Source organism: Mycobacterium sp. NGS57 (assembly GCF_059812405.1).
In genome coordinates this window covers 49,362-70,893 of record NZ_JCALCP010000002.1, presented here as the reverse complement: position 1 = coordinate 70,893, position 21,532 = coordinate 49,362, and the positions used below count along the sequence as shown (strand labels likewise).

The following is a 21,532-nucleotide window of genomic DNA, read 5'->3' as shown; positions in this document are numbered from 1 at the left end:
GATGATCACCGAAGAAGCCTTCCCCGTCGAACCGTGGCAGGTGCGCGAGACCCGGCTCGACCTGAACCTGCTGGCCCAGTCGGAATCGCTGTTCGCGCTGTCCAACGGGCACATCGGGTTGCGCGGCAACCTCGACGAGGGTGAGCCGCACGGCCTGCCGGGCACCTACCTGAACTCCTTCTACGAGATCCGGCCGCTGCCGTACGCCGAGGCCGGCTACGGCTACCCCGAGGCCGGCCAGACGCTCGTCGACGTCACCAACGGCAAGATCCTCCGGCTGCTGGTCGAGGACGAGCCGTTCGACGTCCGCTACGGCGAGCTGCTCTCCCACGAGCGATGCCTCGACCTGCGCGCCGGGACCCTGACCCGCCGGGCGCACTGGCGCTCGCCGGCGGGCAAGGAGATCAAGGTCGTCTCCACCCGGCTCGTCTCGCTGCCCCACCGCGGCATCGCCGCCATCGAGTACGTCGTGGAGGCGGTCGAGGAATTCGTGCGGGTGACCGTGCAGTCCGAACTGGTCACCAACGAGGACCAGCCGGAGACCTCCGACGACCCGCGCGTGTCGGCGATCCTGGAAAATCCGCTCGAGGCCGTCGGCCACGAAAACACCGAGACCGGAGCGCTTCTCATGCACCGGACCCGAAGCAGCGCACTGATGATGTCGGCCGCGATGGACCACGAGATCGAGGTCGAGGGCCGCGTCGAATTCAGCACGGACGCGCGCCCGGACCTGGCGCGCACCACGGTGATCTGCGGGCTGCGCCCGGGCCAGCGGCTGCGCATCGTCAAGTACCTGGCGTATGGCTGGTCGAGCATGCGCTCGCGCCCGGCGCTGCGCGACCAGGCCGCCGCCGCGATCCACAGCGCCCGCTACAGCGGGTGGCAGGGGCTGCTGGACTCGCAGCGGGAATACCTCGACGACTTCTGGGAGAACGCCGACGTCGAGGTCGAGGGCGACCCCGAATCCCAGCAGGCGGTCCGGTTCGGGATGTTCCACCTGCTGCAGGCCAGCGCCCGCGCCGAACGCCGCGCCATCGCCGCCAAGGGGCTCACCGGAACCGGCTACGACGGGCACGCCTTTTGGGACACCGAGGGTTACGTGCTGCCGGTGCTGACCTACACCGCGCCGCACACCGTCGCCGACGCGCTGCGCTGGCGGGCGTCGACGCTGGACCTCGCCAAGGAACGCGCGACCGAACTCGGCCTCGACGGGGCCAGCTTTCCCTGGCGGACGATCCGCGGGCAGGAGTGCTCGGCCTACTGGCCGGCCGGCACGGCCGCCTGGCACATCAACGCCGACATCGCCATGGCCTTCGAGCGCTACCGCGTCGTCACCGGCGACGACGACCTGGAGCGGGAGTGCGGCCTGAAGGTCCTGGTCGAAACAGCCCGGCTGTGGATGTCGATCGGCCACCACGACCGGCACGGCGTCTGGCACCTCGACGGCGTCACCGGTCCCGACGAGTACACGGCGATCGTGCGCGACAACGTCTTCACCAACCTGATGGCCGCGCACAACCTGAACACCGCGGCCGAGGCCTGCAACCGCCACCCGGAGGAGGCGGCGGCCATGGACGTCACCACCGAGGAGACCGCCGCCTGGCGCGACGCGGCCGATGCGGTCAACATCCCCTACGACGCGGAGTTGGGCGTGCACCAGCAGTGCGAGGGGTTCACCACGTTCACCGAATGGGACTTCGAGACCAACCAGACCTATCCGCTGCTGCTGCACGAAGCCTATGTGCGGCTCTATCCGGCGCAGGTGATCAAGCAGGCCGACCTGGTGCTGGCCATGCAGTGGCAGAGCCACGCGTTCACCCCCGAGCAGAAGGCGCGCAACGTCGACTACTACGAGCGGCGCATGGTGCGCGACTCGTCGCTGTCGGCGTGCACGCAGGCGGTGATGTGCGCCGAGGTCGGACATTTGGAGCTGGCGCACGACTACGCCTACGAGGCCGCGCTGATCGACCTGCGCGATCTGCACCACAACACCCGCGACGGATTGCACATGGCGTCGCTCGCCGGGGCCTGGATGACGCTGGTCGTGGGATTCGGCGGCCTACGCGACGACGAGGGCATCATGTCGCTGGATCCGCTTCTGCCCGACGGTATTTCGCGGCTCCGCTTCCGGCTGCGCTGGCGGGACTTCCGGCTGACCGTCGACGTCAACCACTCGGAGGTCACCTACACCGTGCACGACGGGCCCGGGCATGAACTGACCATCCGCCACGCCGGCCAGCACCTCACGTTGAGCACGGAGTCCCCGACGACCGTCTCCGTGCGCATCCGCAAGCCGCTGCTGCCGCCGCCGCAGCAGCCGCCGGGACGCGAGCCGCTGCACCGCCGCGCCCTGGCCCGCACTCAGTGAGGCCGCAGGATCCGGGCCACCTCGGCGTCCACCACCTCCCGCAGGGCGTTGTCGGTCAGCTCCTCGAGCCCGACGGCCGAGCGCAGGATGGGCGCGAACAGCCGCCAACCAACTTGCAGCGCAAGGGCATTGGCGACCGCCAGCCGCGCACCGGTCTCGGTGTCGTGTCCCGGGCGTGCCGCCGCGAGCAGCGGGGCGACATTGGGAAAACGCTGCTGTAACTGCGCGGCGGGATACCCGTCGAGCACCGTTCGCGCCATGACCCGCATCTGCGTGTCGAGGGCCTCCTCGACGGCGTCGGCCGGTGCACCCGACTCCAACAGCTCGGACAGGTTCGAGCCGAGATGATCTAGCACCGCGCCGACCAACTGCTCCTTGGTGCCGAAGTGACGAAACACCAACCCGTGGTTGACCTTTGAGCGCGCAGCGATGTCGCGGATCGACGTCGCGGCCGGGCCGCGGTCGGCGAACAGGTCGGTGGCCGCCTCCAGGACAGCCGCCGCCACCTCGTCACGCCCGGTCGGCATTTTCGGGCGGGCACTTGCCGAACGTGTAGTCATGTGACTACACTAGCGCATGTAGTCAACTGACTACACCGTCTTCACCACAGAAGGACGAAAGAAATGACCGACTCGATCACCGTGACCAAGCTGGGCAGCCGCATCGGCGCCCGCCTCGACGGCGTCCGCCTGGGCGGCGACCTCGGCCCGGCCGCCGTCGAGCAGATCCACCAGGCGTTGTTGGCGCACAAGGTGATCTTCTTCCGCGGCCAGCACCACCTCGACGACGGCGAGCAGCTGGCGTTCGCGCGGCTGCTGGGCACCCCGGTCGGCCACCCCGCGGCGGGCGCGCTGGCCGACAAGGACACGCCGGTCATCACGCCGATCAACTCCGAATACGGCAAGGCGACGCGCTGGCACACCGATGTCACATTCGTCGCCAACTATCCGGCGGCCTCGATCCTGCGGGCGGTCACCCTGCCCAGCTATGGGGGTTCGACGCTGTGGGCCTCCACCACGGCGGCCTACGACGACCTGCCCGAGCCGCTGACGTGGCTCGTCGACGACCTGTGGGCGCTGCACACCAACCGCTTCGACTACATCACCGCGGAGGCCGTGGCCTCGATGACCGAGGCACAGAGGGCTTTTCGCCAGGCGTTCGAGAAAAAGGAGTTCCAAACCGAGCATCCCGTCGTACGGGTGCACCCCGAGACCGGTGAACGCACGCTGCTGTTGGGCGACTTCGTGCGCGGCTTCGTCGGACTGGACAGCTACGAGTCAACCGTTTTGCTCGAATTGCTGCAACGGCGAATCACCATGCCCGAGAACACCGTTCGCTGGAACTGGGAGCCCGGGGACGTCGCCATCTGGGACAACCGGGCGACCCAGCACCGCGCGATCGACGACTACGACAACCAGCCTCGGCTCATGCACCGGGTCACGCTGATGGGCGATGTGCCCGTCAATATGCACCGGGAACGCAGCCGGGTGATCAGCGGCGCCCCACTCGAGGTGGCCAGCTAAGGGCGGTCAGCCCGCCGTGCTGATGGGATCGATCGGCAGCCAGCGCAGCGCCCCCGGTGCGTCGAGGGGTACCACCGGGTGCGCGGGCGGGACCGGGTCCAGCCGCCGGTAGGTATCGCCCTGCAGCGGCCGCTCGTCGTTCTCCCCCTTGTTCGGCCACAGCGAGGCGGCGCGCTCGGCCTGCGCGGTGATCGACAGCGAGGGGTTGACGCCCAGGTTCGCCGAGATCGCCGCGCCGTCCACCACGAACAGCGTCGGATAGCCGTAGACGCGGTGGTACGGGTCGATGACGCCGTTGTCGGGGCTGTCGCCGATCACCGCACCGCCGAGGAAGTGCGCGGTCAGCGGGATGTTGAACAACTCGCCCCAGGTGCCGCCCGCCACCCCGTCGATCTTGGCGGCAATGCGGCGGGTGACCTCGTTGCCGACCGGGATCCACGACGGGTTCGGCTCGCCGTGCCCCTGTTTGCTGGAATACCAACGGATTCCGAGCTTGCCGCGCTTGGTGAACGTGGTGATCGAGTTGTCCAGGTGCTGCATCACCAACGCGATGAGCGTGCGCTCGCTCCACTGGCTGACGTTGATCATTCGGATGATGCCGCGCGGATCTTCGCGGGCCTGGTCCCACAGCTGCTTCCACCGCGGCACATCAGTGCCCCCGGGACCGTGGCCGTCGGTCATCAGGGTCTGCAGCAACCCCATCGCGTTGGAGCCCTTGCCGTAGCGAACCGGCTCGACGTGGGTGTCCGACGTCGGATGAATCGATGACGTGATCGCCACGCCGTGGGTCAGGTCCAGCTCGGGCCGGACCTCCAGCGTCGCGGCACCCACGATCGACTCGGAGTTGGTCCGGGTCAGCACGCCCAACCGCTGCGACAGCCGGGGCAGCCTGCCGCTGTCGCGCATGTCGAACAGCAGATGCTGCGTGCCCCAGGTGCCCGCGGCCAGGATCAGGTTCTCGGCGGTGTAGGTGCGCCGGTCCCGGCGCAGCCAGCTTCCGGTGCGGACCGTGTGCACCTCCCACAGCCCGTCGGGGCGCTGCTCGAAGCTCTTCACCGTTGTCATCGGAATGACTTGTGCCCCATTGGATTCCGCGAGTCCCAGGTAGTTCTTCACCAGGGTGTTCTTGGCGCCGTAGCGACATCCGGTCATGCAGCAGCCGCATTCCAGACAGCCGGTGCGGTCCGGCCCGGCGCCGCCGAAGTACGGGTCGCGCACGGTCTTTCCGGGCGTTTTGGTGCCGTCCGGGCCGAAGAACACCCCGACCGGCGTGGGCACGAACGTGTCGCCGCAGCCCATCTCGTCGGCGACTTCCTTGACGAGGCGGTCGGCGTCGGTGAACGTCGGGTTCTCCACCACGCCCAGCATCCGGCGCGCCTGTTCGTAGTGCGGCATCAGCTCGTCGCGCCAGTCGGTGATGTCGCGCCACTGCGGGTCGTTGAAGAAGGGCTCCGGCGGCACGTAGAGGGTGTTGGCGTAGTTGAGCGATCCGCCGCCCACTCCCGCGCCGGCCAGGATCAACACGTTCTTCAACGGGTGGATGCGCTGGATGCCGTAGCACCCGAGCTTGGGCGCCCACAGGAACTTGCGCAGGTCCCAGGAGGTCTCGGCGAACTCCTCGTCGGCGAAGCGGCGGCCGGCCTCCAGCACACCCACCCGATAGCCCTTTTCCGTCAGCCGCAACGCGCTGACGCTGCCCCCAAATCCCGAACCGATGATCAGGACGTCGTAATCCGGCTTCATGGCAACCAGTATGGACTTACCGGCCGGTAATAAACCAGCGAGCTCGGGCCCGACCGCCGCGCGGGCACCAGTGTGCGCCCCGCCGCACGGTCGGGCTCGAGGGCGCGGCTGGCCGCACGCTCGCGGCCGATGAGGAGCGCCGATCGCTAGGCGCCGACGGTCAGGCCGACCTTCTGGAATTCCTTGAGGTCGCAGTAGCCGGCCTTGGCCATCGACCGGCGCAGACCGCCGACCAGGTTCAGGGCGCCGAACGGGTCGTCGGACGGCCCGCCCAGGACGCGGGACAGCGGCGGGCGCTCGCCGACGGCGATCTGCAGCAACGCGCCGCGCGGCAACGACGGGTGCGCCGCCGCGGCGGGCCAGAACCACCCCCCGCCGAGGGCCTCGGCGGATTCGGCCAGCGGGGTGCCCAGCACCACCGCGTCGGCGCCGCAGGCGATGGCCTTGGCCAGCTCGCCCGAGGTGTGGATGTCGCCGTCGGCCAGCACGTGCACGTAGCGGCCCCCGGTCTCGTCGAGGTATTCGCGGCGGGCGGACGCGGCGTCGGCGATCGCGGTGGCCATCGGCACGCTGATGCCCAGCACCTCGTCGGTCGTGGTCACCCCCCGGGTGGAGCCGTAGCCGACGATGACGCCGGCGGCCCCGGTGCGCATCAGGTGCAGCGCGGTGCGGTGGTCCTGCACGCCGCCGGCGACGACGGGCACGTCGAGCTCGGAGATGAAGGTCTTCAGGTTCAGCGGCTCGCCATCGCTGGCCACTCTTTCGGCCGAGACGATGGTGCCCTGGATGACGAGCAGGTCGATTCCGGCGGTCAGCAGCGCCGGCGTGAGCGACTGGGCGTTTTGCGGGCTGACGCGTACCGCGGTGGTCACGCCGGCCTCGCGGATGCGGGCGACCGCCGAGCCCAGCAGTTCCGGGTCCAGCGGCGCCGCGTGCAGCTCCTGCAGCAACCGGATCGCCGCCGACGGTTCGGGCTCCTTTTCGGCGGCCTCCAAGAGTTGGGCGATCTTGGCCTCGACGTCGGCGTGCCGGCCGATCAGGCCCTCGCCGTTGAGCACGCCCAGCCCGCCGAGGCGGCCGAGCTCGATCGCGAACTCCGGGGACACCAGCGCGTCGGTCGGATGGGCCAGCACCGGGATCTCGAACCGGTAGGCGTCGAGCTGCCACGCCGTCGACACGTCCTGCGACGAGCGCGTGCGCCGCGACGGCACGATGCCGATTTCGCTGAGTTCATAGGTGCGACGGGCGGCGCGGCCCATCCCGATCTCGACCATGTTCAGTTCGCTGTTCACCGCGCGAAGTAGTTCGGGGCTTCGACGGTCATGGCGACGTCGTGCGGGTGACTCTCCCGCAGCCCGGCCGCCGTGATGCGGACGAACTGCGCCTGCTGCAGCGACTCGATGGTGGGCGATCCGGTGTAGCCCATCGCGGCGCGCAGGCCGCCGGTCAGCTGGTGGATCACCGACGACAACGGCCCGCGGAACGGCACCCGGCCCTCGATCCCCTCGGGCACCAGCTTGTCCTCGCTCAAGGCGTCGTCGGCGAAGTAGCGGTCCTTGGAGTAGGACTTGGTCTGCCCACCCGAGCCCCGGCCCGCCATGGCGCCCAGCGACCCCATGCCCCGATAGCTCTTGAACTGCTTGCCGTTGACGAAGATGAGCTCGCCGGGTGCCTCGGCGGTGCCCGCCAGCAGCGAGCCCAGCATGGCCGTCGACGCGCCGGCGGCCAGCGCCTTGGCGATGTCGCCGGAGTACTGCAGGCCGCCGTCGGCGATGACGGGCACGCCGGCCGGGCGGCAGGCCGCGTCGGCCTCCAGGATGGCGGTGATCTGGGGCGCGCCGACGCCGGCCACCACCCGCGTCGTGCAGATCGATCCCGGCCCGACGCCGACTTTGACCGCGTCGGCCCCCGCGTGGACCAGGGCCGCGGCCGCCGCGCGGGTGGCCACGTTGCCGCCGATCACCTCGACGCGGTCGCCGACCTCGCCCTTGAGTTTGCCGACCATGTCCAGCACCAGGCGATTGTGCGCGTGCGCGGTGTCCACGATCAGCACGTCCACGCCGGCGTCGACGAGCATCATGGCGCGCACCCAGGCGTCGCCGCCGACGCCGACGGCCGCGCCCACCAGCAGCCGACCGTCGCTGTCCTTGGTGGCCAGCGGGTGCTGTTCGGTCTTGACGAAGTCCTTGACGGTGATCAGCCCGGTCAGCCGTCCGTGGCCGTCGACGATGGGCAGCTTCTCAATCTTGTTGCGGCGCAACAGCCCCAGGGCCGCGTCGGCGCTGACGCCCTCCTGCGCGGTGATCAGCGGGGCCTTGGTCATCACCTCGGAGACCGGCCGCATCTGGTCCACCTCGAAGCGCATGTCGCGGTTGGTGATGATGCCGACCAGCGCGCCGGACTCGTCGACCACCGGCAGCCCGGAGATGCGGAACTTGGCGCACAGCGCGTCGACCTGGGCCAGGGTGTTGTCGGGCCGGCAGGTGACCGGGTCGGTGACCATGCCGGCCTCCGAGCGCTTGACCATCTCGACCTGCGCTGCCTGCTCGGCGACCGGCAGGTTGCGGTGCAGCACGCCCATGCCGCCGGCGCGGGCCATCGCGATCGCCATCCGCGACTCGGTCACGGTGTCCATCGCCGAGCTGACCAGCGGCACCTTGAGCCTGATCTTGCGGGTGAGCTGGCTGGAGGTGTCCGCGGTCGCCGGAACCACGTCGGAGGCCGCGGGCAACAGCAGGACGTCGTCGAAAGTCAATCCGAGCATCGCGATTTTGAACGGGTTGTCACCACCGGTCGGCACCGGGTCGCCGGCCAGCCCGGGAACGGGGGTATCGCGCAGGCTGGCAACCAGGTCGGTGTCTTCTAAGTGGGACATGCCACGGGTCATCGGGAGCCCTCCATGCGCGCGCGGAGTGAGAAGCCCATCCTATCGGCTCGCGCGCCGCCGGCAGTCGCTTGCCCGGGCGCGCCGCGGGCGCCCCGGCGGGCGGGCCGCCTGCTGGCGTTATGACGGCCGCCCTGCGTAGGCTAGGGGCGTGCGTGACCACCTCCCGCCGGGTTTGCCGCCCGACCCATTCGCCGACGACCCCTGCGATCCGTCGGCGGCGCTCGACGCCGTCGAGCCGGGCCAGCCGCTGGACCAGCAGGAGCGGATGGCGGTCGAGGCCGACCTGGCCGACCTCGCCGTGTACGAGGCGCTGTTGGCGCACAAGGGTATTCGCGGTCTGGTGGTGTGCTGCGACGAGTGCCAGCAGGACCACTACCACGACTGGGACATGTTGCGCGCCAACCTGTTACAGCTGCTGATCGATGGCACCGTGCGCCCGCACGAGCCCGCCTATGACCCCGAGCCGGACTCCTATGTCACGTGGGACTACTGCCGTGGATACGCCGACGCCTCGCTCAACGAAGCGACGTCAGACGCCGACTTTCACCACCGCCACTGAACTCAGGGCGTGTCGTCCGGTGCCACCGAGGGCGGCGTCGTCTTGTGATGGTGCCGATGCCGGCCCGACGACGGGCTGGTCGTAGTCGGGCTTGGCGAGGGGCTGTCCGACGGGCTCGCTGACGGGCTTGGAGCCGGGACGGTCGTGCTGGCCACGCTCGGCGGGTTGGTGGTCGGGGGCGGCGAGACCGGGGCGCTCGGTTTCGGTGCCGCGGGGGGCAGCGTCGCGTTCGGGTTGCGCGACTCCACCCGGGTGTTCAGCAGATTCACCTGATCCAGCAGGTCGTTTCGGCTGGCCCCGTCATTCATCGATTGCACGGTGCTGCTGACCTCGGCCAGCTGGTCGGAGGCCTGGGCCCACTGGCCCTGGTCGATCATTTGCTGGACCTTGACCAGTTCGGCCTTGGCGGACAACGTGATTTGATCGTCGTTGACCCTCGGCTGGTCGAAGAACATCGCGTGCAGGCCGTAGAGCGCGTCGCCCGGGCGGGCCTCGACCACCATGCCGCCGAACCCGCTCAGCACCAACAGCGTCGCGGCAATGGAGCCGATCGTCGCCAGGCCGCGGCGGGCGCGCCGGCGCTCTGAAAGCCCCGCGTGCAGCGCTTCGATGGCCTCCTCCGGCGACACCAGCGCGCTGGCGGGCGGCCACCGCAGATCGTCGCGCCAGTCCCCCAGCAGGACGGCCAGCGCTTCCAAGTTCGGGTCATCGGGATTGTCCAGATCGAGCGGCTGCCGGTCGGCGAGCGCGTCCAGCAGCAAATCGGTGTGGCCGAATTCGTCCAGTGATTCAGGCATAGTCACCCGCCGCGACGATTTCGGACTTGAGCCGTGACAGCGCCCGGTGCTGGGCCACCCGCACCGCGCCGGTGGTGCTGCCGACGGCGGCTGCGGTCTCCTCGGCGGACAGGCCGACGACCACGCGCAGGATCAGGATCTCGCGCTGCTTGGCGGGCAGGATCTCCAGCAGCTCGTTCATGCGGCTGACCGAATCCGCTTCGATGGCACGCTGTTCCGGGCCCGCCTCCGGCGACCAGCGCTCCGGAACCGATTCCGCGGGGTAGGCACGATCGCGGCCGGCGGCCCGGTGCGCGTCGGCGATCTTGTGGGCGGCGATGCCGTACAGGAACGCCAGGAAAGGCCGCCCGCGCTCGCGGTAGCGCGGCAGCGCCGTGATGGTGGCCAAGCACACCTCCTGAGCCACGTCGTCGGCTGACAGACCACCCCGGTCGACCGTGCCGACGCGCGCGCGGCAATATCGGACGACGATCGGGCGGATGGTCTCCAGCACCTCTCGTAGGGCGTTCCGGTCCCCCGCCACGGCCTCCGCAACCACAGCGTCGAGACGTTCCCCTTGAATTGTCATCGACGGCGGTATCTCCAACGTTACGAACGGGACACAACGTGGGCTGACGGCGGGCTAACTGTCGCAATGACAATAACGGGCGTAAGGCCGTTTCAAGCGGAACGCCACGCGCCCCCGGCGCGCCGCACCTGGCCTGCGCAGATATCGCGGATTTCGTGCAGCTTTTGTGTTGAAAACGTGGCACTTTCGATATCGATCAGCAAGCACGCCAGCGCCCAACGAAGCGGTATCAGCCGCCACCGGCCGGTGGCATCCAACGCGGCCTCGGCGACCGTGCGGGCGCGCTCGATGTCACCGGCGCTGCACAGCGCGGCGGCCAGCACTACGTCGCTTTTGACGCGGTGCCGCGCCGACGTCACCGCCATCGCCTCGGCCAGTTCGACCGCTTCCTCGGCGTGGCGCACGGCCGAGGCACCGTCGCCGCAGGCCATCGCCAGCTCGGCGGCCACCCAGGCCCGGCGCACCGGGAGCCGGTCGGGCACCGAACCGGGTGCAGCGTCGGTGCGGGCCAACAACGTTGTCGCGGCCGCGAAACGGCCGACGCCCAGCGCGTCTGCCGCCAGCCCGATCAGCGCGTCGGCGCGGGCCTCGGGATCGGTGCCGGCCACCGCCAGGGCGCGGCCGTCCCAGCCGCGCGCCAGCGTGTGCCAGCCCAGCTGGCGCAGGAACGAACCCTGCGCGCTGTGGGCCAGCGAGATCCACCGGTCGCCCGGCGCGCCGCGGCGCAGCTCCGCCAGGTCGCGGTCGGCGCTGGCGTAGCGTCCCTGCCCGCCCGCCGCGACGGCGCGCAACCACAGTTGCCGGCGCGTGGTCGCCGCGGGCAGCGGCCAGCTCGCGGGCCGGTCCCCGAAGGCCGCGGCGGCCAGCGTCGGCTCGATCAGTGAAGTGTGAGGAGTTTCAATCACGGTGATAGTAGTAAACACTTCGTGCTGCCGACGTTACCGAAGTGTTAATCACAATCGACTCTGTATTAATCGCTCTTTGCGGCGTGGCGCGCGCTGAGCTGGGAAATCCCCGCGCGGCCAAGTCCCAGGTAGCACGCTTCCCGGCCCGCGAATGCGTAGCACATGAACGGGAAGTTAATTTTGCTCCAACGGTTATATACTTTGGCGGCCTAAGTGGCTATTGACGGAAATTCACCCCCACCCCTAAGTTCTATGTTTGACGGGTAGTCATCGGTGACTCCACTCGAAATCGGTTGCACAATCGCTTTTCGGGCGCATCGCGAACCTCGCCTTCTGAGCGTGCCGTGCAGAGAGGGAACGAACCAATGCCACAGCCGCAGCAGCTACCTGGACCCAATGCCGACATCTGGAACTGGCAAATGCAAGGCTTGTGCCGCGGCGTCGACTCGTCGGTGTTCTTCCACCCCGACGGGGAACGCGGGCGCGCCCGCATGCAACGCGAGCAACGCGCCAAGGAAATGTGCCGGCAGTGCCCGGTGATCGCGGAGTGCCGTTCGCACGCGCTGGAAGTCGGTGAGCCGTACGGCGTTTGGGGCGGCCTGTCGGAAACCGAGCGCGAGTTGCTGCTGAAGGGTGACTTCGGCCGGGCGCGCGGCATCCGCCGGTCGGCCTGAGCGGGACTGTTGACGGCCGGCGGGTTCGCCGCCGACCACCCGTTTTGACGTGGGCCAATTCGGGTAGGCGCAGCCCATGAAAACCGGCTTGAAGAGGGAAACGGCCATAGCGATCGCGGCCGTCGCCGCAATCACCGCATCATTGGGCGCGTGCGCCAACCAGCGCGGCACCCAACCCAATACCGAACCGCTGTCCACTACGCCGTCCGGCGGGCAGAAGCTGACCACGCAGGTGAAGGGCGCCGACGGAAGCCAGGTCGCCAGCGCCACCTTCGATTTCGCGAGCGGCTACGCGACGGTGACCGTGGAAGCCGGCCCCAACCAGATCCTGACGCCCGGTTTCCACGGGCTGCAGATCGCCTCGGTGGGCAAGTGCGAGGCCGGGGACTTCAGCTCCGCCGGGCCCGTCTACCAGGCGCCCGGGCACACCGGCTATCCCGCCAGCGGCGACCTGACCGCGCTGCAGGTGCGGTCGGACGGCTCGGCGAAACTCGTCACCACGAGCAACGCATTCACCGCCGAGGACCTGAGAAACAGCTCCGGTACCGCACTGGTCGTCAACCAGGACGCGGACAATCTCGGCAGCGCTTCCAGCGGCGTCTCGGGCAAGCGCTTGGCCTGCGGGGTGATCGCGGCGGCATCGGCGACGACGACCACCACGACGACCACCGTCACCACGAGCACCACCACCGCCGTGCCCTCGCCGTCGACCAGCACCAGCACCAGCACCAGCACCGTCACGGTCACCAGCAGCCCGGCCGTCACGACCACGCCGAGCAAGACCATTACGACCAACAGCCTTCCGCCCGGCGGCTGAGGCGCTAGTCAGAGGTTCGTCGGGTTGTCCAGCGTGCCCGAGACGCGCGAGGCCCGGCTGGTGAGCAGTTGGTGCATTTCGGTGGCGTCGTGCGCGGCGGCGGCAGCCGCCCGGATGTGCCAGTCCTCGCCGTCCTCGGTGTAGGCGACCATCTGCCGGGCGGCAAAACTGTAGAGCGACTGGATGATCGGCAGCCGCCTCTTGCCGACCACGTCGGCCAGCCACAGGTACGTCGACGCTTGTCTTAGCGCTTCTGCTACCTGCGATTCGGAGGCCACAAGGTTCACGTTTGCATATGTCTCGCGGTGAGGAGTCCGCCGAGCGCCCGGCTCATACGGCTCTCATATTTTTGTCGTTCGCGTTAGTTTGCCGAGCGTGCAGCTGTTGCGAGATTTTCGCGATGTTTTCGCAGTAGCTTCACGTTCGGCGAGCTGACGAGCTCATTTCGCCGCCGCGCTCTTGAGCTCGTGTTCCAGCCACTGCACCTCGCTGTGGTTCTCCCGCCCGCCGGCGGCCAGGAGTTGTTCCAGCGCTTGGCGTTTCACTGCCAAGGCGTCGGGATCGCCCGGGGTGTGGGCCAGGACGACGTCAGTCAGATGCAGCGCCTGCAAGGGACGGCCGGCCTCGGCATGGGCGGCGGCGCGCTCGGTGAGCGGGGCGGTGCCGCCGATCAGGTTCACGATGTCCGGCCAGACGGTCGACGGCGGCGCGTCGTAGAGCTCGGTGGTGGACTCGTAGCGAAACCAGCCCACATGCTCCTCCCAGATCGCCCGCACGATCCAGGCGACCTTGCCGTGCACCTGGGGAAGCGCCAGCCCCGGCGGAAGAGTGACGTCACGCATCAGGGTCCACAGGTCGGAGCCGGAGTTCATGCCATCGATGGTGCGATCGCGAAGGTAGGCCGTCGCGTCGCGCACCTTGGTCAGGGTGGCCCGGATCGCTGCGGCGCCGCGAAACACGTCATGGCCGTTGATGAGCGTTTCGGGACCAAGCCCGATGACCCTGTCCAGGGAGTGGATGAAGGTCATCGCGCTGCGGATCTTGTCGCCGCGCAGCGTATACAGGTTGGGGACGTGGCCGAAGAACGGGCCCATCAGGTTGCCGATGAACACCGTGCGGTGTTCGGGCAGCCACACCGCGAGCGCGTCGGTGGTCTCGCCGCCGGGCGTGGAGTGCAGCTCGAACCGCCGACCGCCGAGGTCGAATCCGTGGGTGTCGAGGAACGTCTGGGTGAGCATTGGCTCCGGTGGCAGTGCGGCCGCCTGGGTTGCCACGTCCATGAAGGCGCCCCACAGCGTCATGATGCGCCGCACGTAGAACGGATGCAGGCGGCGCCAGTACTCGCGGACGTCGCAATGATTGGCCTGCGCGATCGTTTCGACGCCGGGCCGGTGGAACTCGCTCCAGCCGCCGACGTGGTCGGGGTGGCCCTGCGTGAAGGTGATCATCCGAAGCGGACCCTGGCTGACGCGCGCGAACCGGGCCCGGATCTCGGACGCCTCGAAATCGGTGCCGGTGTTGATCAGCAGGTCACCGTCGGACGTCGTCACGAGATAACTGTTGGCGATGTTGCGGGACATGAAGATGCCGTCGCCCAGATCGACGGCGTCCTGAGCACCCTCTCCCCGCTTGACCAGTTCGTCCAGCGACGGCGTCATGCTGCCTCCCGGCATCGGTTCGTCGACAAACCTAACATTTGTTCTCCCGCGTCTCCGGGCGTCAGATTTCGGCTGGTCATCCGTCGCGGTCGACGACTGCGGTGACTTGGATCTCGACCCGCATCGCCGGATTTGCGAGGGCCGCGACGCCGATGCACGTCCACAGCGGAGCGCGATCACCCATGCGTCGACGGAACTGCTCCGCCATCGTGGCGAGGTGATCCTGTCCGATCGTGCCGTCAGCGTCCGGCACATGGTAGGAGTGGACGCTGACCACGTCGCGCCACGACGCCCCGGCAGTCGCCAGCGTCCGCTCGACGTTGTCGAAGGCCTGAATCACTTCGCCTCGCACCGCCTCCGGAAATCGCCAGTCGTCGTCCCAACCGCCCTGGCCGGAAGTCTCGACCCGGTTACCGTGCCGAACCGCCTGCGAATAGTGGAAGTTCCGGAGCTGGCGATCGCCATATCCCGGCGTGACGAAAAATGATGGGCTGTCCACGCGTGCAATCTTGCCTGTCTGCACCGCCGCGCGGGGCGGCTACGACCGTGCCCGCTGCTCGGCGAGAGCGAACGCCGCCTCCTCGTCGTCGAGTTCGAACTCGCACATCGACGCGAGCCGCCCGTCGCGCGTCTCGACGACGAGCAGCCGGGTCCATGCGTACTGCTCGTCTTCCGGCCCGACGGCCTCGCGCTCCAGGCGGGTGACGCCCCACGTCGGGGACACCCAGCGCACCGCCGAGAGCCATGTCCGCGTCGAGGCGACCATCGCGTTCAGGTCGCCAAAACTGGCGCGAAGGTCGCTGGCCGAGCGATCCGGGAACGCCGATAGTGTCCGGCTCTCCACGCGAAGCTCCGGGACGCTGAGCTCGCCGAACAACCGGTCGAAGTCGCGGTTGTTCACGGCAACGATCGAATCCGCCACCGTGGCAACGGCATATGCCGCGCCCTCGCCGGCAGAGTAGCGGCGCTCCAGCTCTCGGTAGGCGCCCTCGAAGTCGTCGTCTTCGTAGCGTCCGGAATATGTGATTCTTCCGTCTTCGCCGACCTCGGCCACGCGCAGATGAGTCGATTCATTCCCGGCCTCATCGGACCAGCGGCACCGGGACAGCTGCACGCGTTCACCACGCACGGCCAGGACGCGCGACTCGAATTGCGTGTACTGAGCGAGGACTCGATCGATCGCCGCGAGCAGCGCCCCACGGTCGCCAATCAGGTCGCCGCTGAGTCGGCGCCGATCGTCGTAGTCAAACCCATCCGCGTAGAACCCCATGGCGGCGACGGCGTTCCGGGCCCGCATCGCGTCGAAAGCGCCGTCCATTGCCCGGCTGGCCCGGTTGCTGACCGCGAGCCGGCTGGGGGCGGCCCGCATCCGCTCTTCGGCGAGGGCGAACGCTCCGTCCTCATCGTCGAGTTCGAACTCGCACATCGACAGGATTCGACCGCCGCCGATCTCAGTTACGAGGAGTCCGGTCCACGCATACCGCTCGCCCTCCGGCCCAACGGCCTCGCGCTCAAAGCGGGCAACACTCCACGCGGGCGATAACCAGCACACCGCCGAGACCCACATCCGCACCGAGGCGACCATGGCTTTCAGTTCCCCAGCGCTGGCACGGAAGTCGCTGGCCGAGCGATCCGGGAAAGCCGACCGTGACCGGTTCTCGAACCGCATCTCAGCGGCACAGAACTCGCCGAAAAGCCGGTCGAAGTCGCCTTGGTTGAAGGCGATCATCGATTCCGTGGTGACACCGCCCGCCTCGGCGAACGGCGCGCCGTCGCCCGCGTAATAGCGGCGGTCCAGCTCTCGGTAGGCGCCCTCGAAGTCGTCGCCGTCGAAGCGACCGTCATAGGCGATCAGCCCGTCACTCCCGAGTTCTATTACGTGCAGGTAGGTTGTTTCGTTGCCGGCGTCATCTGACCACTTACTCCAGGACAGCTGCAGGCATTCACCGCGCACGGCTAACGTGCGCTCCTCGAATCGCTTGTATTGCAACAGGACTCGCTCAGCGCTCGCGAGCAGCGTCGCTTGGTTGTCAACCCGGCCACCGGGAAGTCGCCGCCGGTCATCGTGAGTGGATTGCTCCGAGTAGAACTCGACGGCGGCGCGGGCGTTCTGTGCCCGCAGTGCGTTGAAAACACCGTTGTGTGCCCGGTTGGCGCGGTTGTCGACCGCGAGCCGGCTGGCGTTGGTTTTCATCCGCTCTTCGGCGAGGGCGAACGCCGCGTTCTCGTCGTCCAGTTCGAATTCGCACATCGACGCGATTCGGCCGCCGCGGATCTCGCCTACCAGGATCCGCGTCCAGGAGTAGGGCTCCCCTTCCGGCCCGACGGCCTCGCGGTCCAGTCGGGCAACAAGCCAGGACGGCGACACCCAGCACGCTGCCGAGAGCCACTGCCGCACCGAGGCGACCATGTTTTTCAGCTGCTCAGAGGTGGTGCGAAGGTCGTCGGCTGAGCGATCCGGGAAAGCCGACCGCGACCGGTTGTCGATGCGCATCTCAGGCGCCATGAGTTCGCCGAACGACCGGTCGTAGTCGCCGTGGTTGAAGGCGATCATGGATTCTGTCGAGACGGCCCCCGCCGCGGCGAACGCCACGCCTTCGCCTGCGTAATAACGGTTTTCGAGCTCGCGGTAGGCCCCCTCGAAGTCGTCGTCGTCGAAGCGGCCGTCGTAGGTGATCCGTCCGTAATCGTCGATCTCGACCAGCTGCAGATGTGTCGTTTCGTTCCCGGCCTCATCCGACCAGCGGCTCCAGGACAGCTGGAGGCGCTCACCGCGCACCGCCAGCGTGCGCGCCTCGAATTGCGAGTAATGAGTGAGGATTTGCTCGATCGCGACAAGCAGCGTCGCACGGTCCTCGATCGGGTCGCCGCTGAGCCGGCGTCGGTCGTCGAATGCGAACCGGTTGGCGTAGGACTCGACGGCGACGGCGGCGTTCCGTGCCCGCGCCGCCTCGATGAGCCCGTCCGTTGCCCGGCTGGCGCCGTTGCTGACCGCGAGCCGGCTGGGTGTCGCTCGCGTCCGCTCCTCGGCGAGGGCGAATGCCGCCTCCTCGTCGTCGAGTTCGAACTCGCACATCGACGTGAGCCGGCCGTCGCGGATCTCACCCACCAGGATCCGCGTCCAGGCATAGCGCTCGCCGTCCAGCCCGACGGCCTCGCGTTCTATGCGGGTAACACTCCAGGTCGGCGACAACCAGCACACCGCCGAGAGCCATATCCGCACCGATGCGACCATCGCTTTAAGTTCCCCAAAGCTGGCACGAAGGTCGTTCTCTGAGCGGTGTGGGTCAGCCGATCGCGACCGGTTCTCCCAACGCATCTCGGGTGCGCTGAGCTCGCCGAAAAACCGGTCGAAGTCGCCTTGGCTGAAGGCGATCATGGATTCTGTCGAGATAGCACCCCCCTCGGCGAACGCCGCGCCCTCGCCGGCGTAATAGCGGCGCTCCAGCTCCCGGTAGGCGCCGTCGAAGTCGTCCTCGTCGAATCGGCCTTCGTAGCAGACGAGCCCGTCATCACCGAGCTCGAAGACATGCAGATAGGTCGTCTCGTTTCCGGCGTCGTCCGACCAGCGAGTCCAGAGCAGGTGCAGGCGCTCACCCCGGACGGCCAGCGTGCGCCCGTCGAAGTGGTTGTACTGCTCGCAGGCGCGCTCAATGGCCGCCCGCGCATCGGCGCGGTCCTCGATCGGGCCGCCCTGCATGCGCCGCCGGTCGTCGTACACATGCCCATCGAGATAGCCGGCGACGACGCCATCGATATCGCTGGCGCGCAGCGCGAGCAATCCGCGCTCGCTCAGCGCGCTCGCCCGGTTCGCGACGGCCAGACGCGACGGCGCCGGGCCCGTCGCCGCCGGCGCGGCGCGCTCCACCGTTCGCGCGATCGAGCCCGCCGCCTCCTTCGCCGCATAGAGCGCCTCGGCGTCGCCCCGGGCGTCCGCCGCCCCCCGCGTATCGCCCGCCGCGGCGAGCACCCGGGCCAGGGCGAGGCAGGCCTCGGCGTGGTCGAGCACCAGGTCGGTGTCGGCGGCGACGGCGACCGCTTCCCTGGCCATGGTGGCGGCGTCGTCGTACCGGCCCCGCGCCGCCAGGATCTCGCCGCGCGCCGCGCGCCACGCGATGGCCGTCTTCAGGTTGTGCCCGGCGAGGCGCTCGCTTTCGCCCGCGTACCGGTCTGCTTCGTCGACGCGGTCCTGGGCGAGCACCGATCGCGCCAGCAGGGCGGCGGCCTGACCGGCGTCGGCACCGACGCCCAGGGCGTCCAGTCCTTCCAGAGCGGCCCGAAGGTGCGGCTCGGCCGCGATCGGGTCGCCCGCCATCAACTCGATGATCCCGGCGAAGAGCTCGGTTTCCATCAGGCCGTGGCGGAACCCGAGGTCGGCGACGATCTGGCGCGCATCGGCCAGCATCGTGCGGGCCTTGTCGGCCCGGCCCCGAAGCAGCTCGAGCACGGCCAGGCAGCGCAGCGACGTCGCCTCGAGCGAGGGCGCCGCGGTGGTCATGCGCTGCATCCGGACCACGTCAAGACACCGCCCGCCGGCCTTGGGCACCGGGTTGGGGCCCCATAGCGCGGCGTTGGGCGCGGCGCCCAGGGCCGCGGTGATCTGCCGGTGGTCGCCGGCCTGCCGCGCCGCGATCAGCGCCTCGAAGAGGTCGGTCTCGCAGTCGCCGATACGGCCGAGCCGGGCGCGGGCATTCGCGCGCACCCGATACGCCTTGGCCAGCCCGGCCGGGTCCCCGCGCCGGGCGAACTCGTCGATGGCGTCCTGCAGGAGGGCGTCGACCTCCAACAGCCGTTCCGGGTCGGTGTAGACGACGAACTGACTCCGGTAGCAGGTCGCCCATGGCGCCAGCGCCTCGCCGGCGAGGCGCTCGAGGGCCTCGACGAGCGGCGCGGCGGCGGTGACGTCCCCGGCGGAGAGCAGGGCCTCGCTGCCGACCAGCAACAGCTCGGCGTGCAGCGCCTCGTCGGCGGCGGCCAAAGCCGCACCGCGCGCCGCCTGGGCGCCGGCCGAGACAAGCTGGTCACGATCCAGCGCCCGGCGCGCCGAAACCACGTAACACCGTGCCGACCGCAGCGCGAGCCCATCGGTGTGCTCGTCGCGCGCGCCGAGATCCAGCCGGTATCGGTGGGCGGCGTCCAGATGCCGGGCGACCATTTCGTCGGCGTCGAACGCGAGACTCGCCCCGCCCGCCTCCACCCACGTGGCGAGCCGCTCGTGCAGCTCGGCCCGGTCCGACTTCAACAGCCGGCGGTAGGCGACGTCGCGGATCAGGACGTGGTGAAACCGCCAGACCGGCTCGTCGCCGATGTAGGCCCCGGTCGGCTGCGCGAGGTCGAGGCGACGCAGTCGTTCCAGGGGCTCCTTGATCTCGGCACCGCGTTCCCCGAGCGCGCGCACCGCCGCCGGTGAGAAGTCGGTGCCGACCACCGACGCCATCTCGAGCACCCGCCGATCCCTGGCGTCGAGCCGCTCCAGCCGCGACGCCAGCAGCGCCTGGATCGTGGGCGGAATGGTGATGGCGTCGGCATCGATCGTCAGCCGCCAGCCGGCCGGGTCCGCGACGAGGACCCCGTCGTGCACGAGCATCCCGAGCAACTCGCGGACGAACAGTGGATTGCCGCCGGTCGACGAGGGGAGCCGGGTCACCAGCTCCTGCGGCAGGCGGGACGCGCCCAGGACGCCGGCCGCCAGCTCGGCGGTCGCGTCGGGGCCGAGGCCGCCGAGGTGGAATGCCTCGGACACCCAGCCGACGAGGTCGGGCCGGGCCTCGCGGAGCTCGGGCCGGGCCAGGGCCACCACGAGCACCGGCACTTCCTTCACCCACTCCGCGAGGTGCTCGACGAAGTCGACGAGCAGGGTGTCGGCCCAGTGCAGGTCGTCGAGGATGATCACCAGCGGCTCACCGGACGCCAGCACCTCGACGAACCGGCGCAGCGCCCAGAACGTCTCCTCCACCGATCCGGGTACGCCGGCCGCAAGACCCTTGAGGTCGCCGAGCACGCGGTCGCGCTCGGGAACGCCGACAGGAATGTCGGCATCCAGGTCGCGGGCCCGCAACACCTCGACGATCGGCGCCAGCGCGACGGTCTGCTCGGCGTGGCACCGGGCCGCAACGACGCGGAGGCCCGGCCGCGCCTCGACGAACTCCGCCGCCAGCCGGCTCTTGCCGACACCGGGATCGCCGATGACGGTGACCAGCCGCGCCGCCTGAGCGGCCATCGCGTCATCGAACGCGGCGCCGAGGCGCCGGAGCTCGTCAGCCCTGCCGACAAACACGGCGGAGTCGGCGGGCTCGGATTGGCGGCCCAGCCACTGGTACACGGCCACGGGCGCGGTGCGTCCCTTCACCTGCACCTGACCGTGCGCGTCATAGGAGTGCCGGCCGCGCGTCGACCGCCACGTTTCCTCGCCGACGACGACGTGGCCGCGCGGACATTCGGCCTCGAGCCGCGCCGCGACGTTCACGGCGTCACCGACGAGGTCGGCGTCGCCGGCGCCGACCACGACCTCACCGGTGTTGACCGCGACCCGCAGGGCGAGATCGACACCGTGCCCTTCGGACACGCCGGCGGCGAGGTCGACGAAGCGCTCTTGCAGCTCGACCGCGGCGTCGACCGCTCGGCCGGCGTCGTCGGGTCCCATCTCGGGAACGCCCCAGACGGCCATGAACCCGTCGCCGATGTACTTGGTGACGCCCGCCCGATTGCGCTCGGCGGTCGAGCGAAGCAGGTCGTGGTAGCGGCCGATGACCTCGCGCGCAGTCTCGGCGTCGACGCGCTCCTCGAAGCTGGTCGAACCGGCCAGGTCGGCGAACATCACCGTCACCGTCTTGCGCGCGGCGGTCGCACGGCCGGGCTGCACGTGGTCGTCGAGCGGCGCGCCGCATCCCCGGCAGAATCGCGCGGTGGCGCTGGCCTCGACACCGCACGTCGGGCAGGCCCGGCCGAGTGGCCCGCCGCAGCCTTCGCAGAAGCGGGCGTCCTCTTCGTTGGTGGTGCCGCACGACGGGCAGGCTCGGCGGTGCTCGGCCAT

At 69.4% G+C, this 21,532-nt stretch carries 16 protein-coding genes; 5 read left to right on the top strand and 11 right to left on the bottom strand.

Features of this window, described 5'->3' with window-relative positions:
- Position 1: 1 nt before the first annotated feature.
- A complete protein-coding gene (locus AC5Y43_RS03755) occupies positions 2–2,368 on the top strand; it encodes a glycoside hydrolase family 65 protein (protein ID WP_499969553.1) in 2,367 nt (788 codons plus the stop codon).
- Here AC5Y43_RS03755 and AC5Y43_RS03750 read toward each other — a convergent pair.
- Complete coding sequence (locus AC5Y43_RS03750; RefSeq protein WP_499969551.1) at positions 2,362–2,928, bottom strand: TetR/AcrR family transcriptional regulator; 567 nt, start codon at positions 2,926–2,928, stop codon at positions 2,362–2,364. The genes AC5Y43_RS03755 and AC5Y43_RS03750 overlap by 7 nt on opposite strands.
- 63 nt (positions 2,929–2,991) lie before the next feature.
- Here AC5Y43_RS03750 and AC5Y43_RS03745 point away from each other — a divergent pair, with 63 nt between their 5' ends.
- Complete coding sequence (locus AC5Y43_RS03745) at positions 2,992–3,891, top strand: TauD/TfdA dioxygenase family protein (RefSeq protein ID WP_499969549.1); 900 nt, start codon at positions 2,992–2,994, stop codon at positions 3,889–3,891.
- A gap of 6 nt (positions 3,892–3,897) precedes the next feature.
- On the opposite strand, the gene AC5Y43_RS03740 is transcribed toward AC5Y43_RS03745, so the two are convergent.
- From AC5Y43_RS03740 to guaB, 3 genes are all read right to left on the bottom strand, one after another.
- Complete coding sequence (locus tag AC5Y43_RS03740) at positions 3,898–5,634, bottom strand: GMC oxidoreductase (protein WP_499969547.1); 1,737 nt, start codon at positions 5,632–5,634, stop codon at positions 3,898–3,900.
- 146 nt (positions 5,635–5,780) lie between these two features.
- The gene (locus tag AC5Y43_RS03735) at positions 5,781–6,908 is read right to left on the bottom strand and encodes a GuaB3 family IMP dehydrogenase-related protein (RefSeq protein WP_499970386.1); all 1,128 of its coding nucleotides are present in this window, start codon (positions 6,906–6,908) and stop codon (positions 5,781–5,783) included.
- Positions 6,909–6,922: 14 nt separating this feature from the next.
- Positions 6,923–8,521, bottom strand: coding sequence for an IMP dehydrogenase (guaB, locus tag AC5Y43_RS03730; protein ID WP_499969546.1), 1,599 nt, complete (start codon positions 8,519–8,521; stop codon positions 6,923–6,925).
- Between the two features lie 148 nt (positions 8,522–8,669).
- Between guaB and AC5Y43_RS03725 the strand changes: the two genes are divergently transcribed.
- Positions 8,670–9,080 carry a DUF5319 domain-containing protein gene (locus tag AC5Y43_RS03725; protein WP_067323130.1) on the top strand — a complete coding sequence of 137 codons (411 nt, stop codon included), beginning with the start codon at positions 8,670–8,672 and terminating at the stop codon, positions 9,078–9,080.
- A gap of 2 nt (positions 9,081–9,082) precedes the next feature.
- On the opposite strand, the gene AC5Y43_RS03720 is transcribed toward AC5Y43_RS03725, so the two are convergent.
- From AC5Y43_RS03720 to AC5Y43_RS03710, 3 genes are all read right to left on the bottom strand, one after another.
- Positions 9,083–9,877: an anti-sigma-D factor RsdA gene (locus tag AC5Y43_RS03720; RefSeq protein WP_499969545.1), complete on the bottom strand. Its 795-nt coding sequence runs from the start codon at positions 9,875–9,877 to the stop codon at positions 9,083–9,085.
- Positions 9,870–10,445 (bottom strand): sigma-70 family RNA polymerase sigma factor, encoded by a 576-nt coding sequence (locus AC5Y43_RS03715; RefSeq protein ID WP_499969543.1) that lies wholly within the window; start codon positions 10,443–10,445, stop codon positions 9,870–9,872. Before AC5Y43_RS03715 ends, AC5Y43_RS03720 begins: the two co-directional genes overlap by 8 nt.
- Before the next feature lie 92 nt (positions 10,446–10,537).
- Positions 10,538–11,350: a hypothetical protein gene (locus AC5Y43_RS03710; RefSeq protein ID WP_499969542.1), complete on the bottom strand. Its 813-nt coding sequence runs from the start codon at positions 11,348–11,350 to the stop codon at positions 10,538–10,540.
- A gap of 365 nt (positions 11,351–11,715) precedes the next feature.
- Here AC5Y43_RS03710 and AC5Y43_RS03705 point away from each other — a divergent pair, with 365 nt between their 5' ends.
- Entirely contained in the window at positions 11,716–12,024 is a 309-nt protein-coding gene (locus AC5Y43_RS03705; protein ID WP_499969540.1) for a WhiB family transcriptional regulator, read from the top strand.
- A gap of 88 nt (positions 12,025–12,112) precedes the next feature.
- A complete protein-coding gene (locus tag AC5Y43_RS03700) occupies positions 12,113–12,841 on the top strand; it encodes a superoxide dismutase family protein (protein WP_499970384.1) in 729 nt (242 codons plus the stop codon).
- An 8-nt stretch (positions 12,842–12,849) separates the two neighbouring features.
- Here the strand turns inward: AC5Y43_RS03700 and AC5Y43_RS03695 are convergent, their stop codons facing one another.
- The 4 genes from AC5Y43_RS03695 to AC5Y43_RS03680 all read right to left on the bottom strand — a co-directional run bounded on the left by AC5Y43_RS03695 (position 12,850) and on the right by AC5Y43_RS03680 (position 21,532).
- Entirely contained in the window at positions 12,850–13,119 is a 270-nt protein-coding gene (locus AC5Y43_RS03695) for a hypothetical protein (protein WP_499969539.1), read from the bottom strand.
- Between the two features lie 162 nt (positions 13,120–13,281).
- Positions 13,282–14,499, bottom strand: a complete 1,218-nt coding sequence (locus AC5Y43_RS03690) for an alkyl sulfatase dimerization domain-containing protein (protein WP_499969537.1) — start codon at positions 14,497–14,499, stop codon at positions 13,282–13,284.
- 76 nt (positions 14,500–14,575) lie between these two features.
- A complete protein-coding gene (locus AC5Y43_RS03685; RefSeq protein WP_499969535.1) occupies positions 14,576–14,998 on the bottom strand; it encodes a Rid family hydrolase in 423 nt (140 codons plus the stop codon).
- A 39-nt stretch (positions 14,999–15,037) separates the two neighbouring features.
- On the bottom strand, positions 15,038–21,532 hold the full coding sequence (locus tag AC5Y43_RS03680) for an AAA family ATPase (RefSeq protein ID WP_499969533.1): 6,495 nt from the start codon (positions 21,530–21,532) through the stop codon (positions 15,038–15,040).